Genomic DNA, 14,702 nt, shown 5'->3' on the forward strand with positions numbered 1-14,702 from the left:
TCAAGATACAGCGACCGGAATACCTGCAATGACCACCCGCATCCACACCCTCGGCTTTCCGCGCATGGGCGCTCACCGGGAATTGAAGTTCGCACTCGAAAAGCACTGGCGCGGCGAGATCGACCGTGCCGCGCTCGAGGCCGTTGGCGAACAGCTGCGCGAACGCCACTGGCAGGCCCAGCGCGACGCGGGGCTCGACTACGTGACCGTGGGCGACTTCGCCTTCTACGACCACGTCGCCAACCACATCCAGTTGCTCGGCTGCGAGCCGGCGCGTTTCGACTTCAAGGGGGGCGAGCCCGAACTTTCGCGCTACTTCAAGATGGCGCGCGGCGTGGAAGACGAGGCCGGCCATGTGCACGATGCCGGCTGCAACCACGGCAGCGAAGGCACCTTCGCGCTCGAGATGACCAAGTGGTTCGACACCAACTACCACTACCTCGTGCCAGAGTTCACCCCAGCCACGCAGTTCAAGCTCGCATCGACGCGGCTGTTCGACGAAGTGGCACAGGCGCAGCAGGCCGGGCATGCGGTCAAGGCCGTGCTGCTCGGACCACTGAGTTTCCTGTACCTCGGCAAGGAAAAAGAAGCCGGCTTCGACCGCTTCTCGCTGCTCGACGCATTGCTGCCCGTGTATGAGGAGGTGCTGAACCGCCTCAAGCAGCAGGGCGTGGAGTGGGTGCAGATCGACGAGCCCATCCTCGGCCTGGACCTGCCCGACGCCTGGCGCAACGCCTTCGAGCGCGCCTACTGGCAACTGGCTCGCAGCGCTCCCAAGCTGCTGCTGGCCACGTATTTCTCGCCACTCTCGGACAACCTGCGCCTGGCTTGCCAGCTGCCGGTGGCCGGCCTGCACGTGGACGCCGTGCGCGCGCCGCAGGATCTGACCGGCGTGGCCGACTGGCTCTCGGCACACAAGGTGCTGTCGGTCGGCATCGTCGACGGCCGGAACATCTGGCGCACCGATCCCGATGCGGCGCTTGCCACGTTGCGCCCGGTGGTCGACAAGAACCGCGGCGAACTGTGGATCGCGCCATCGTGCTCGCTGCTGCATGTGCCGTTCAGCCTCGCGGCCGAAAACAAGCTCGATGCGGAACTCAAGTCATGGCTCGCCTTTGCGGTCGAAAAGCTCGAGGAACTGCGCGTGCTGCGCGCCGTGCTCGACGGCCGGGAAGGCTCGGTGGCCGAAGAACTCAAGGCCGCGCGCGCGGCAGTGGCCGCACGGCGCAGCAGCCCGCGGGTGCACCGCGTCGACGTGGCGCTGCGGCTGGCACGCAGCGTGGCAGGCGATGACGAGCGCGCTTCCGCGTTCGGGCAGCGGCAGTCGGTGCAGCGCGCGCGCTTCGCCTTCCCCGCGCTGCCCACCACCACCATCGGATCGTTCCCGCAGACAACGGAGATCCGCGCCGCGCGTGCCGCCTTCAAGCGCGGCGAGCTCGATGCCGCAGGCTACCGCGAGAAGATGCGCGCTGAGATCGCACTGGCCGTGCGCAAGCAGGAAGAACTGGGCATCGACGTGCTGGTGCACGGCGAAGCCGAGCGCAACGACATGGTCGAGTACTTCGGCGAACAGCTCGACGGCTTTGCCTTCACCGCCAACGGCTGGGTCCAGTCGTACGGCTCGCGCTGCGTCAAGCCGCCGGTCATCTTCGGCGACGTGGCGCGCCCCGCGCCCATGACGGTCGAATGGACCGCCTATGCGCAGAGCCTCACCAAGCTGCCCATGAAGGGCATGCTGACCGGGCCGGTCACCATCCTGCAATGGTCCTTCGTGCGCGACGACCAGCCGCGCAGCACCACCTGCGAGCAGATTGCCTGGGCGATCCGCGACGAGGTGGTGGACCTCGAGGCCGCCGGTATCGGCATCATCCAGATCGACGAGCCGGCGATCCGCGAAGGCCTGCCGCTGCGCCGCGCCGGCTGGCCGGCCTACCTGAAGTCGGCCACGCGGGCCTTCCGCATCAGCGCCTCGGGCGTGCGCGACGAGACGCAGATCCACACCCACATGTGCTATTCGGAATTCAACGACATCCTGCCCGAGATCGCCGCCATGGACGCCGACGTGATCACCATCGAGACCAGCCGCTCCGACATGGAGTTGCTGCGCGCGTTCGGCGGATTGGGTGGAGAGACCGATGCGGGCGGGTTCCGCTACCCGAACGAGATCGGTCCGGGCGTGTACGACATCCATTCGCCGCGTGTGCCCTCGGTCGACGAGATCGTGCGCCTCATGCGCAAGGCCGCGGGCGTGGTGCCGCATGAAAACCTGTGGATCAACCCCGACTGCGGCCTGAAGACGCGCGGCTGGCCCGAGACGGAGGCCGCGCTGTCGAACATGGTGGCGGCCGCGAAGCTGCTGCGCAAGGAGCTGGCGGCGGCCTGAAGCCCCGGGGGCGGGAGAGGGCGGCCGTGGCAAGCGCCAATCAATAATGGCGCATGGTTGCCTTTTCATTTTCAGCTTCACCGAGACGTTTCTTTCTCGCACCTTTTCTCCTCCTGCTGTCGCTGTTGCTCGCACCCGTCATGGGCTGGGCACAAGATCGTGCCCAGGTCCTGCTGCAGTTCGAGGGCGTGCAGGCTCGCTACCAGGCGGCCTATGCGTCCGGTGCCGTGTCGCGCGATGCGCGCCAGCTGCTCGAGCCTTCCGACCAGGCCATCGCCGACAAGGCGCTCCAGGCGCTGGACGCGGCCGCTGCGCGGTCTTTCGATGTGGCCGCATCCGTTGCCGCAATCCAGCAGGAAGTGGCGGCTGCCGGCAAGGGCGGCGCAGCGCCGAGTCCGCAGGCGCAGGCCGCGGTGGCCCGGTTCTCGAAGCTGCGCGCCGACTACGCCGCGATGGACGACGCGGGCAAGCTGGAGTTCTTCAATCGCGAGCGGGCGAAGCCGGCCGATTCCGCACGCACGGAACTGCTCGAGCGCATGGCGGTGGCCGACGTGCGCGAGGTCGATTTTTCGAGCCAGCTGCTGTTGAGTTCCGTCGTCAAGCAGCTGGCGCGCGGCAACGCGAGCCAGTTCACTTCCTTGCCCGACCGCACGCTCGACATGGCGGTCGACACGCTGTGGTCGCGCGGCGTCACCTCGCCGCGCCCGCGCAACCTGCTGATCGTGGCGCGCGAGTTCGAAAAGCAGGTCACGCAAGCGCTGCTCGCTGCCCTGCCGGATGCGGACGTGGCCGCTTTGCTGGCCTGGCGCAACGATGCGCAGGCCGCGGCCGAGCGCGAAGCGCTGGTGGGCACCTACCGCGCCGAGGTCAAGGCAAGCGGCGGCGTGGCGATCCGGACGCTGGTGCGCGGCTGGCCCCGCTCTTGAGGTTGGCGCGCGCGGTGCCGAACTTGTCGGGCGCCACGGCATAGGGCATGAAGCGGCTCTGGTTCTCGTCCACGTCGAGCGGGCGGCCCACGAATGGAAAGGCACGCTGCGGGCAGGCCTCTCGCTCGCACACCTTGCAGCCGGCGCCGATGGGTGTCGGCACATCGGGGTCGCGCAGGTCCATGCCCTTGGAGTAGACGAGCCGCGTGGCGTGGCTGATGTCGCAGCCGAGGCCGATGGAAAAAGTCTTGTTGGGCGAGCCGTAGCCACGGTAGCCGTGCGACACGGTGCGTGCGATCCACAGGTAGGCGCGGCCGTCGGGCATGCGTGCCAGCTGCGTGAGCACGCGGCCGGGCTGTGCGAAGGCCTCGTACACGTTCCATAGCGGGCAGGTGCCCCCGGTCTTCGAGAAGTGGAAGTGCGTGGCCGACTGCCGCTTCGAGATGTTGCCCGCCCGGTCGACGCGAATGAGGAAGAAGGGCACGCCGCGCGCCTCGGGACGCTGCAGCGAGCTCAGCCGGTGGCAGATGGTCTCGAAGCCCACGCCGAAGCGCCGCGCGAGCTGGTCGATGTCGTAGCGCAGCTGCTCGGCCGCTTCAAGAAAAATCCCGTAGGGCAGGAGCAGGGCGGCAGCGAAGTAGTTGGCCAGGCCGATGCGTGCCAGCGAACGCGCGGTGTCGCTCGACAGCGGCGCTTCCGCGACGAGCCGGTCGATCATGTCGCCGAGTTCGAGGAACGCGAGCTGCGTTGCGAGCTGGAAGGCGTGCTGGCCCGGCTCCAGGTAGCGCGAGAGCCGCAGCACCCGCGTGGCCGGGTCGTAGCGGCGTTGCGCACCGCCTTCGTCGTCTTCGGCCGGGATCACCTGCACGCCATGCGCTTCGAGCAGCCGGTGCGCGAGCCGGTCGCCAGGGTTGCCTTCGCGCAGCCGCCATTGTGCGCAGAAGGCCTCGGCGGCATCGTCGAGCGGCGCAATGTGGTTCTGGTGCGCAAAGAAGAAGTCGCGCACCTCTTCGAACGGCATGGGCCGCGCCTGCGGCATGCGTGCGAGATCGCCGCGGCCATCGCCGAGTTCGGCGGCCATGGCTTCGAGCCGTTCCATCGCATCGCGGTGCCGCTGGTGCAGCGCCACCAGGGCGCGGCCCACGGCCGGCATCTGGGTGGCGACTTCACGCAGTTCGGCGAGTGCGACGGCATCGCCGCCGGGGTTGTCGGCCAGCGCCTCGCGCAGGCTGGCAACGAGTCGCGCCTCTTCGTCTTCCGAGAAGGCCTGGATGTCGACGCCCAGCGTGGCATGCAGGCGCAGCAGCACCGGCACGGTGAGCGGACGCTGGTTCTGCTCGATCTGGTTCAGGTAGCTCGGCGACAGGCCGAGCTGCTGCGCGAGCGCGAGCTGGCTCAGGCCGCGCTCTTCGCGCAGGCTTCGCAGGCGCACACCCATGAAGGTCTTCTTCATCGTCGTCCTTTTATTCGCAAAATTCGCAAAATCGACTGCGCTGTCTTCGCAATCATTCGCCAATTTAGTCCTTCATTATGGACACGATCTTGCGTAAATTGCGAATATGCAAAACGCGCGCGGCACCGTCCGATTGATCGAGGTGGTGTTTCCCGAACACACCAACCACTACGGCACCTTGTTCGGCGGACAGGCGCTGCAGCTGCTGTCGAAGGCGGCCTTTCTGTCGGGCCGCAGCTTCGTGCGCGGCGACGTGGTGATGGCGCGCTGCGGCGAAGTGCTGTTCCATGCGCCGGTGCGCCTCGGCAGCACGCTCGTGCTCGACACAGAGGTGTCGCGCGTGGGCCGCAGCTCGCTCACCGTGCGGGTGGCCGGCAGGGTGCAGGACGTGGCCACCGAGGCGCTCACACGCGTGCTCGACGGCGAATTCGAGATGGTGGCGGTGGACGCCGCCGGACGGCCGGTGCGGCTGGCGAGCCCGCCGCGCCTTCATGAACAGACATTCGAGGAGACTGTATGACACTGACGACAGAGAACGCGCCCGCCGCCGGCTTCAAGCCGAAGAAATCCGTCGCGCTGTCGGGCGTGACAGCGGGCAACACCGCGCTGTGCACCGTGGGGCGCACCGGCAACGACCTGCACTACCGCGGCTACGACATCCTCGACATTGCCGATGTCTGCGAGTTCGAGGAAATCGCTCACCTGCTGGTGCATGGCAAGCTGCCCAATGCGTCCGAGCTGCGCGCCTACAAGAGCCGCCTGAAAGCCATGCGCGGCCTGCCCGCGAGCGTGAAGGAGGCGCTGGAGCGCCTGCCCGCCAGCGCCCATCCGATGGACGTGATGCGCACCGGCGTCTCGGCACTCGGCTGCGTGCTGCCCGAGAAAGACGACCATTCGCTGCCCGGCGCGCGCGACATCGCCGACCGCTTGATGGCGTCGCTCGGCTCGATGCTGCTCTACTGGTACCACTGGTCCACGCAGGGCCGGCGCATCGAGGTGGAGACCGACGACGACTCGATCGGCGCGCACTTCCTGCACCTGCTGCATGGTCGCGCGCCATCGGCGAGCTGGGCGCGCGCCATGCACACTTCGCTCAATCTCTATGCCGAGCACGAGTTCAACGCATCGACGTTTACCGCGCGCGTGGTGGCAGGCACGGGCTCCGATGTGTATTCGGCCATCACCGGCGCCATCGGCGCGCTGCGCGGGCCGAAGCACGGCGGCGCCAACGAGGTGGCCTTCGAGATCCAGAAGCGCTACGACTCGCCCGACGAAGCCGAGGCCGACATCCGCCGCCGCGTGGAAGCCAAGGAAGTCGTCATCGGTTTCGGCCATCCGGTCTATACGGTGTCGGACCCGCGCAATGCAGTCATCAAGCGGGTGGCGAAGCAGCTCTCCGACGAGGCCGGCTCCACCCGCATGTACGACATTGCCGAGCGCATCGAGTCCGTGATGTGGGACGCGAAGAGGATGTTCCCGAACCTCGACTGGTTCAGTGCCGTGAGCTATCACATGCTCGGCGTGCCCACGGCAATGTTCACGCCGCTCTTCGTGATTGCGCGCACCAGCGGCTGGGCCGCGCACATCATCGAGCAGCGGCAGGACAACAAGATCATCCGTCCCAGCGCCAACTACACCGGCCCGGAAGACCTGATCTTCGTGCCCATCTCCGATCGCCGCTGAAAAATCCCGTCCCGTTCAACGTCACAGAAAAATCATGTCAGCTCACATCAGCAACGTCCGCCCCGAACCCGACCAGGTGCTGGTCGATATCGTCGACTACGTTCTCGCCCACCAGCAGATCACCAGCGCGCTGGCATATGAAACCGCGCGCCACTGCCTGATCGACACGCTGGGCTGCGGCCTCGAGGCGCTCGAGTACCCGGCCTGCACCAAGCTGCTCGGCCCGGTCGTGCCGGGCACGGTGGTGCCGCACGGCGCCAAGGTGCCCGGCACACCGCACCAGCTCGACCCGATCCAGGCCGCGTTCAACATCGGCACGATGATCCGCTGGCTCGATTTCAACGACACCTGGCTTGCGGCGGAATGGGGCCATCCGAGCGACAACCTCGGCGGCATCCTCGCCACGGCCGACTGGCTCAGCCGCAACGCGGTGGCGGCGGGACGCAAGCCGCTCGTGATGCGCGACGTGCTCACGGCCATGATCCAGGCGCACGAGATCCAGGGCTGCCTGGCACTGGAGAACTCGTTCAACAAGGTGGGGCTCGACCATGTGGTGCTGGTCAAGGTGGCCTCGACCGCGGTGGTGGCCCGCCTGATGGGCCTTTCGCGTGACGAGATCGTCAATGCCGTGTCGCTCGCGTGGGTCGATGGGCAGAGCCTGCGCACCTACCGCCATGCGCCCAACACCGGCAGCCGCAAGAGCTGGGCAGCGGGCGATGCCACCAGCCGCGCGGTGCGCCTGGCGTTGATTGCGAAGACCGGCGAGATGGGCTACCCCAGCGTGCTCAGCGCCAGGACCTGGGGCTTCTACGACGTGTTGTTCAAGGGCCAGCCTTTCAAGTTCCAGCGGCCGTACGGCACCTACGTGATGGAGAACGTGCTGTTCAAGATCAGCTTCCCGGCCGAGTTCCACAGCCAGACGGCGGTGGAGGCGGGCATGGCGCTGCATGCGCAGCTGCAGCGCTCCGGCAAGACGGTGAACGACATCAAGCGCGTGACCATCCGCACCCACGAGGCCTGCATCCGCATCATCGACAAGAAGGGGCCGCTCGACAACCCGGCCGACCGCGACCACTGCATCCAGTACATGGTGGCGGTGCCGATGATCTTCGGCCGCCTCACGGCCGCCGACTACGAAGACGGCGTGGCGAGCGACCCGCGCATCGATGCCCTGCGCGACAAGATCGTGTGCGTGGAAGACCCGCGCTTCACGACCGACTATCACGACCCCGAGAAGCGCAGCATCGCCAACGCGCTGACCGTGGAGTTCAAGGACGGCACCAGCTTTGCCGAGGTGGTGGTCGAATACCCCATCGGCCACAAGCGCCGCCGGGCGGATGGCATTCCGCTGCTCGAAGCCAAGTTCCGCACCAACCTGGCACGCCGCTTCGCGCAGAAGCAGCAGCAGGCCATCCTCGATGTGTCGCTCGATGCGAAGAAGCTCGAGGCCATGCCGGTGCACGAATATGTCGACCTCTATGCCGCCTGATCCGATGCGAACGAACATCGAATCCCCGAGGATGGCGCTGCGCCGACTGGCCGAGGCGCGGCGCGGGGTGCTGGTGCCGGGCGCGTTCAACGCGCTGTCGGCCCGCGTGATCGAAGACCTCGGCTTCGAGGCCATCTACGTGACCGGCGCCGGGGTCACCAACATGCACTTGGGGCTGCCTGACCAGGCCTTCATGGGCCTGCACGACATCGCGGAGCACACCGCGCGCATCCGCGATGCGGTGAAGCTCCCGCTGCTGGTCGATGCCGACACAGGCTTTGGCAATGCGCTCAACGTGCGGCACGCGGTGCGCGTGCTCGAGCGGGCAGGGGCCGACTGCATCCAGCTCGAAGACCAGGTCAGTCCGAAGCGCTGCGGCCATTTTGCGGGCAAGGCGGTGATCGATACGGCCGAGATGCTCGGCAAGATCAAGGCGGCGGTCGACGCGCGCACCGATGCCGACATGCTCGTCATGGCCCGCACCGATGCAGCGGCCGTGCACGGCTTCGAGGCGGCCATCGAAAGGGCGCAGCAATTCAGCGAGGCCGGCGCCGACATCCTCTTCGTCGAGGCCGTGACCTTGGCCGACGAGGTGCGCGCCTTGCCGCGGCGCCTGGGCAAGCCACAGCTCATGAACATGGTGATCGGCGGCAAGACGCCGACTTTCGGCGCCGAAGAGCTCGGTGCGCTGGGCTATGGGCTGGTGTTGTACGCCAATGCCGCATTGCAGGGCGCGGTGGCTGGCATGCAACGTGCATTGACCGTTTTACGGGATACTCGCCGCCTCGACGAAGACCCCTCGCTCGTGGTTTCGTTTGCCGAACGGCAGCGCCTGGTCGGCAAGCCCGCGCTCGACGCGTTGGAGCAAAAATACGCGGAGTAGGGTGCGGAGTGGTCCAATTTCTTATATGAGAGGTTCACTTTTGCCCTCTCCTCGGAAAGTTCCCCGTCATTGTTTCAGTTTCATGAACACTGCGATTCGATTGGCTAGGGTTTTCCCTGCTAATTGCGGTGCAAACTTCGAGGCATCCAAAGCCCGATCAAGAAGGAAATTGAAATGAAGACCTCGAACATCCTCGCCGCCGCCGCTCTCTCCCTGCTCGCCGCCGCTGGCGCCCATGCAGAAACCTACGAAGGCGTGCAGCCCCTGAGCGCCGGCTACAGCCGTGCCGACGTGGCTCCTCAAGCCGCAGCAGCCGCCCGCGAAGGCAACGCCTACAGCGACGCTGCTTCGGCCACCGTGGCTCCCGTGCTGGCTTCGACCGACCGCGCCGAAGTTCGCAACGAAGCCGTTGCCGCTGCGCACGCACCCGGCCAGAACCTGCGCCGCGAAGCCTTCGCAGACAGCGTGATCCCTTCGCAAGCTCGCAGCTTCACGCGCCAGGCCGGCCTGTAACCAGGGCAGGCACGGGGAACAGCGGCAACACGCTGCTTGCCCCAGCAACAACAAAAAAGCCGGACGGTGCCCAAAGCACCGTCCGGCTTTTTTGCTTTTGGGCGCGAAGAGTGGGTAGGCGGCAGGTTAGTACGAACGGCCAGGCGGGGGAAACACTTGGGGCCGCCCGGCGCCTGCCGGTCCTACGATGGCAGCCTCATCCGAACGAAGGAGTTGCCATGCCTCTCTATCTGATCGAACGCACCTTTGCCGACAAGCTCGAGGTCTCCCCCGAGGGCGCAGCCAGCATCATGCGTATCAACGACGACGTCGGAGTGCGTTGGCTGTATTCGTTCTTGAGCGCCGACAAGAAGAAGACCTATTGCCTGTACGAGGCGCCCAGCGCCGAGATGATCCGCGAGGCGGCGCAGCGCAACGGGTTGCCGGCCGACGTGGTGATCGAGGTCGACGAACTGCGCCCACCGGCGGTGCAGGCCGAGGCCGCCGTGGCCTGAACCGGCAGCGAGCGGCCTGGCGCCGCTCGTTCGCTCTTCTGGCTATTTCGACCGCGGGTCGTCCGCCGGATTGACGTAGGTGACGCCCCACGGGCCGGTGCCATGGAGCTGCACCACGGTTTCCTCCTGGGTCCATGCGAAGTGCGGCGTCTTGGGCTGCAGGATCATCATGCCGCCCGTGGCCACGGGCATCGACTTCTGCATGTCGAGCTTGTCGCCCAGGCCCATGTGGAAGGTGCCCGAGAGCACGGTCACCCGCTCGACGGCCGGATGCCAGTGCGCCGGAATCCGGTAGTTGGCCGGCACCTTGATGCGCACCGTGAAGGGCACGGCCTCGCTCATCGGCCCTTCGAGCACCGCGAGCTTTGCGCCCGGCGGCAGCGAGGGAACGTCGGCCCATTTCAAATCGGCGGGCGAAATCATCCGGTGGTCGGCGGTCTGGGCCCAACTCGTCGCGATGGCCGCTATCAGGGTGGCACCGATCGCCCAGGCAACAAATGGTTGGCGTGTCATGGTCTTTCCTTTCCGGTTCACCGGCGAACGCCGCCGGGGCGCGAGCGGGAGGCAGGGCTTTCTCTACAGCCGCACCACGTCGCCCTTCAATGAATAAAGAATGGCGACCACCTCGTTCTTTTCGGCCTGGTCGTAGCCGTTCTTGGACATCGCCGCGAGGATGTCGTCGATGGCGGCGACCAGTTCCTGCTCGTTGATGTTCATGCCCTTGTGCGCGGTCACCAGGTCCTTGCCGGTGTAGCACTGCGGGCCGCCGCTGCCGGCGCAGAGGAACTCGACCACGTGGCGCTCCACTTCGGGGCGGTTGCTGTTCGCGAAGCGGGCACGAATCAGCGGGTTGTTGTAGTGGTTCTCGACGACGTCGGTGACGAGCCGCTGAATGCGCTCCTCGCCGCCGAGTCGTTCATAGAGGGTTGCGGGCATACGAAACACTCCTTCTGGTTGCCGACCCGGCGGCGCCGGGCCTGGGACAGACCATAGGACGGCCCGCGCGGCCGCACATCGCCCGAATTGACCATTTCGGCCGCGCGCGGCCGGTGGCTACCGGCCAGCGGCCGCCGCCGAGCCTTCGGACGCGACGCGATGGCGGTGCGCCCAGGCCGCGGCCTCGGTGCGGCTGCGGCAGTCGGTCTTGGAAAGGATGTGGCGCACGTGGTGGGCCACCGTGTGCGGGCTGATGAACAGGCGCTCGGCGATGGCCTGGTTGCTATGCCCGGCGATGAGCAGTCGCAGCACCTCGACTTCGCGCCGGCTCAGGCCCTCGGGCGCCGCGGGCGAAGAAGCAGCGGCGGCGCCTTCGAGCTCGCGTTGCAGGGCCTCGCAGCGGCGGGCGAGGCCGGCCATGCCGAGTTCGCGGCCGATCGCGAGCGCCGCGTCGAGCTGCGACCTTGCGGCGGCCTCGTCGCCGCCGCGCCGGGCCAGCCACCGTGCCCATTCGAAGCGGCTGTGCGCGAGCCAGGGCCGGCTGCCGCCTTGCTCATCGAGTGCGGTTGCTGCCGCGAAATGGAGCGCAGCGCTCTCATCGTCTCCCGCCAGTGCGGCCAGCATGCCGCGGTAACGGTCCACGGCGCCGAAGCAGGCAATGTTGGTGCCGGTGACCACGTTGCGCCCGGCGTAGGGTTCGAGCAGCCGGTAGAGGGTTGCCGCGCGCGGCAGGTCGCCCAGGCGGGCGCAGACCTCGGCCGCAAAGACGATGTTGGTCAGCCACATGCCGTCGCGCGCAATGCCCGCGAAGCCGTCGGCCGCCAGCGCTTCGTAGGCTTCGCGGGCGGGCTCGTGCAGATCGAGCTCGGCGCAGATCAGCGCGAGGCCGGGCTGCCACAGGCTGTTGCGCGGCACGCGGCCGACCAGCCCGCGCAGCACCGGCAGCACTTCGCCGAGCCGGCCCTGCTGGCGCCGCAGCACGAAGATCTGCAGGCTGTAGGCACCCTGCGCATTGCCCGACAAGAAGCGCTGCCCGAGCGTGAAGGTCTCGCCGGCCAGCCGTTCGGAATCCGCGAAACGGCCTTCGTACGCGGCGAGCAGGGTCAGGCTGGCCAGGCCCATGGCCTGCATGAAGGGCTGGCGGATCGCGTCCGCCACCCGCACGTGCATCTGCGCCAGTGAGCGCGCCGCATCGAGCGCGCCTTTCTCGACCAGGTCGCCAAAGTACCAGCCCGTGAGCGAATCGACCCATTCGAGATGTCCGGCGCGCTCCGCCACGTCGAAGGCTTCGCGCGCGCAGCGCAGGCGCTCGTCGAGCTGCCCGGGGTCGCCGCGCGCGGGCACGATCGCGGCCAGGGCCTTGAACAGCGGCCGCGGCATCGCCAGTTCGCGCGCCAGTGCCACCGCGCTGCGCTGCGCCGCATTGGCCTCGGGCTGGCGGCCGCAGAAGATGCAGGCGCGGCACAGCGCCGCGAGCAGGTCGACCCGCAGCGCGGCATCGAAGCGGTCGGCGGCCGCCAGTGCCTCTTCGAGCAGGGCCGCCGCCTGTTCGCCCGGGCCGCTGATACGCCAGCCGTTGTTCTCGAAGCCGAGCGCCGCCTGCGCAAACAGCCCCGCATCGCCGAGCGCGCGCGCCAGCGTGGCGGCCTCCAGGAAGGTGGCGGCGGCGGAATCATTCTCGCCGGCATGCGTCTGCACCGCGCCAAGCGCCAGCAGCAAAGCGCCGTGCCGTTCGCGCTCGGCCGGCAGCCAGCGCTCCTGCAGCTGCAGCGCGAGCCGGTAGCAGCGCAAGGCCTCTTCGTACGCCATCACCGCGACGGCCCGCGCGGCGGCGCGCTGTGCAATGTCCAGCGCGCGCCCCGGGCTGCCCACGGGCAATGCCGCGGCCGCGTGGTAGGCCAGCTGCGCCAGCACCGCCTCGGGATCGGCGGCATGGCGTGCCTCCAGCGACTCGGCGATGCGCCCGTGCAGGGCAACGCGCCGTGCCGCGGGCAGCTCGTCGTAGAGCACTTCGCGGATCAGCACGTGGCTGAACTGGTACTGCGGTCCGGGCGGCAATGTCTCGATGATCCGGTGCGACAGCGCTTCGTCGAGCCTGGCCAGCAGCTCGGCCTCGCTGCCGGCGCCGGCCAGTTCGGCCAAGAGCGGCAGATCGAAGTCGCGGCCGATGCAGGCGGCAATCGCGAGCAGCGCGCAGCAGGGCGCCGAGAGCCGGTTGAGCCGCTGGCCGATCACCGCGCGAATGCCGCCGGGCACGGTCTCGACCAGCGCCGCGGCAGCGTGCGGGTCGGTTCCGTACGGGCCCTGCAGCAAGAAGCGCAGCGTCTCCACCAGGTACAGCGGATTGCCTTCGGTGCGGCGGTGCATGGTCGCAATCACTGCGGGCGGCGGCATCACGGCGCTTGCCGCGGCGACCATCCGCTCGGTTTCCTCCAGGCTCAGGCCCGGGAGCGGCAGTCGGCAGAACTGCCGCGTGTTCAACAGCTCGGCCAGCGTTGCGGCCAATGGATGCTGGCGCGACAGATCCGCCTCGCGGTAGGAGCCGAGCAGCACGATGCGGCTCTCGCCGAGCTCTTGCGCAATGAAGGCCAGGAGCCGCAGCGACGAAGCATCGGCCCAGTGCAGGTTGTCCAGGATCAGGAGCAGCGGGCGCAGCGTTGCCACCTGGCGCCAGAAATGCGCCACCGCGGCAAACAGGCGAAAGCGCGCCTGGTCGCCTTCGCCGATGGCCGGCACCGCGGTGCCCGGCGGCAGACGCTCGGCGAGTTCAGGTGCAATCTCGACCGCCGCAGCGGCGTCCCGGTCGAGCAGCGCCGGCAGGCGCTCGTCGCGGCAGGCCCGCAGGCAGGCCTGCATGGCGCGCGTCCAGGGCAGGAAAGGCGGCGCGCCGGGCTCCTCGAGGCAGCGGCCCCACAAGGTCAGCATGCCGCGCCGCACGGCCAGCGTTGCCACCTCTTGTGCCAGCCGGGTCTTGCCGATGCCGGCCTCTCCGCTGAGCATGATCACGCGGCCGCGCCCGGCCAGTGCGCCGCCGAGCGCGTCGTGAGCCAGCTGCAGTTCGCCGCGGCGCCCCACGAAGGGCTCGGTCGCGCCTGCCACCGCGGGGCTCGCCACCGGCGCAGCGCCGCAGGCCGGGCATGGCGCGTCGGCGTGCAGGCACACGCGCCCGCAGCGATGACAAGCGATCCGATCCTGCATGGCCATGCCGCTCCTAGAGCTTTCCGGCCATGGGGCCGGCATGGACGAGTCTGCACGCGGTGAGCGCTTGTAGGGCTTAGGACTTACGCCACGCCTTGGCGGGGAGTCCGGCCGCCCGGCTGAACGGTCACCGCGTGTTCGTTTGCGGCGATGATGGGCGCCGATGAGCCAAGGAATCAACACCGCGAGGCCCGCATGGCACCAGACCGACTTCCCGTTTCGCCCAGCCACGCCCGCCGCGAGGCACTGCCCGCTGGCGCGCGCGTGGCCGGCCTTTATCGCGGCGCCTTCCTGGCCGACGCCTACGCCATCGACCTGCCACCGGGCGCCACCCGCGACGTCCTGGCGCTCGCGCGCTTCGCACTCGAACGCCCGGCACCCTGGGTCGAAAGGCTGATGGCGCTGCGCGACCGGCTGGTCGGCGGCTTCGGCATCAAGACGGCGAGCGCCCTGCGCGCCGGCACCCCGGGCGGTGCGCCGCGTATCGGGATCTTCCGCATCTACGAGACGCATGCGGACGAAGTCGTGCTGGGCGAGGACGACCGGCACCTGGACTTCCGCCTCTCGGTGATGCGCTCGTCGGCGGGCGATTCGCTCACGGCGGTCACGGTGGTGCACTGCCACAACCTGTTCGGCCGCAACTACATCCGGCTGATCGCGCCGTTCCATCGGCTGGTGGTGCGTTCGGCACTCGAACGCGCGGCGCGGGCGGGCTGGCCGGCCGACGCGGCGGCCTGAACGGAA

General features: G+C 68.3%; 13 protein-coding genes. 9 read left to right on the forward strand and 4 right to left on the reverse strand.

Going from position 1 to position 14,702, the window contains the following annotated elements; all coding sequences use genetic code 11:
* Positions 1-28: 28 nt before the first annotated feature.
* Together metE and ACAM55_RS08810 are read left to right on the forward strand one after the other, a co-directional pair.
* Complete coding sequence (gene metE / locus ACAM55_RS08805) at positions 29-2,383, forward strand: 5-methyltetrahydropteroyltriglutamate--homocysteine S-methyltransferase (protein WP_369655650.1); 2,355 nt, start codon at positions 29-31, stop codon at positions 2,381-2,383.
* A 140-nt stretch (positions 2,384-2,523) separates the two neighbouring features.
* Positions 2,524-3,309 carry a hypothetical protein gene (locus ACAM55_RS08810; RefSeq protein WP_369655651.1) on the forward strand — a complete coding sequence of 262 codons (786 nt, stop codon included), beginning with the start codon at positions 2,524-2,526 and terminating at the stop codon, positions 3,307-3,309.
* Here the strand turns inward: ACAM55_RS08810 and ACAM55_RS08815 are convergent.
* Positions 3,251-4,762, reverse strand: a complete 1,512-nt coding sequence (locus tag ACAM55_RS08815) for a short-chain fatty acyl-CoA regulator family protein (RefSeq protein ID WP_369655652.1) — start codon at positions 4,760-4,762, stop codon at positions 3,251-3,253. The two genes, ACAM55_RS08810 and ACAM55_RS08815, sit on opposite strands and share 59 nt — an antisense overlap.
* Positions 4,763-4,868: 106 nt before the next feature.
* Here ACAM55_RS08815 and ACAM55_RS08820 point away from each other — a divergent pair, with 106 nt between their 5' ends.
* From ACAM55_RS08820 to ACAM55_RS08845, 6 genes are all read left to right on the forward strand, one after another.
* Positions 4,869-5,282 carry an acyl-CoA thioesterase gene (locus ACAM55_RS08820; RefSeq protein ID WP_369655653.1) on the forward strand — a complete coding sequence of 138 codons (414 nt, stop codon included), beginning with the start codon at positions 4,869-4,871 and terminating at the stop codon, positions 5,280-5,282.
* Positions 5,279-6,445 carry a 2-methylcitrate synthase gene (gene prpC, locus ACAM55_RS08825; RefSeq protein ID WP_369655654.1) on the forward strand — a complete coding sequence of 389 codons (1,167 nt, stop codon included), beginning with the start codon at positions 5,279-5,281 and terminating at the stop codon, positions 6,443-6,445. Before ACAM55_RS08820 ends, prpC begins: the two co-directional genes overlap by 4 nt.
* Before the next feature lie 34 nt (positions 6,446-6,479).
* Positions 6,480-7,934, forward strand: a complete 1,455-nt coding sequence (locus ACAM55_RS08830; protein WP_369655655.1) for a bifunctional 2-methylcitrate dehydratase/aconitate hydratase — start codon at positions 6,480-6,482, stop codon at positions 7,932-7,934.
* A gap of 4 nt (positions 7,935-7,938) precedes the next feature.
* A complete protein-coding gene (locus ACAM55_RS08835; RefSeq protein ID WP_369655656.1) occupies positions 7,939-8,817 on the forward strand; it encodes an oxaloacetate decarboxylase in 879 nt (292 codons plus the stop codon).
* Positions 8,818-8,991: 174 nt separating this feature from the next.
* Positions 8,992-9,330, forward strand: coding sequence for an alpha/beta hydrolase (locus ACAM55_RS08840; protein ID WP_369655657.1), 339 nt, complete (start codon positions 8,992-8,994; stop codon positions 9,328-9,330).
* Positions 9,331-9,548: 218 nt separating this feature from the next.
* Entirely contained in the window at positions 9,549-9,824 is a 276-nt protein-coding gene (locus ACAM55_RS08845; protein ID WP_369655658.1) for a DUF4242 domain-containing protein, read from the forward strand.
* A gap of 42 nt (positions 9,825-9,866) precedes the next feature.
* On the opposite strand, the gene ACAM55_RS08850 is transcribed toward ACAM55_RS08845, so the two are convergent.
* The 3 genes from ACAM55_RS08850 to ACAM55_RS08860 form a co-directional block, all read right to left on the reverse strand.
* On the reverse strand, positions 9,867-10,337 hold the full coding sequence (locus ACAM55_RS08850; RefSeq protein WP_369655659.1) for a cupin domain-containing protein: 471 nt from the start codon (positions 10,335-10,337) through the stop codon (positions 9,867-9,869).
* A 63-nt stretch (positions 10,338-10,400) separates the two neighbouring features.
* On the reverse strand, positions 10,401-10,760 hold the full coding sequence (locus ACAM55_RS08855; RefSeq protein WP_093017838.1) for a group 1 truncated hemoglobin: 360 nt from the start codon (positions 10,758-10,760) through the stop codon (positions 10,401-10,403).
* A gap of 117 nt (positions 10,761-10,877) precedes the next feature.
* Positions 10,878-13,958: a helix-turn-helix transcriptional regulator gene (locus tag ACAM55_RS08860; RefSeq protein ID WP_369655660.1), complete on the reverse strand. Its 3,081-nt coding sequence runs from the start codon at positions 13,956-13,958 to the stop codon at positions 10,878-10,880.
* A 195-nt stretch (positions 13,959-14,153) separates the two neighbouring features.
* Between ACAM55_RS08860 and ACAM55_RS08865 the strand changes: the two genes are divergently transcribed.
* Positions 14,154-14,696, forward strand: a complete 543-nt coding sequence (locus ACAM55_RS08865; RefSeq protein WP_369655661.1) for a DUF2867 domain-containing protein — start codon at positions 14,154-14,156, stop codon at positions 14,694-14,696.
* The last annotated feature ends 6 nt before the right edge of the window (positions 14,697-14,702 follow it).

Origin of the sequence: Variovorax sp. V213 (assembly GCF_041154455.1) — a bacterium.
GTDB lineage: Bacteria > Pseudomonadota > Gammaproteobacteria > Burkholderiales > Burkholderiaceae_C > Variovorax.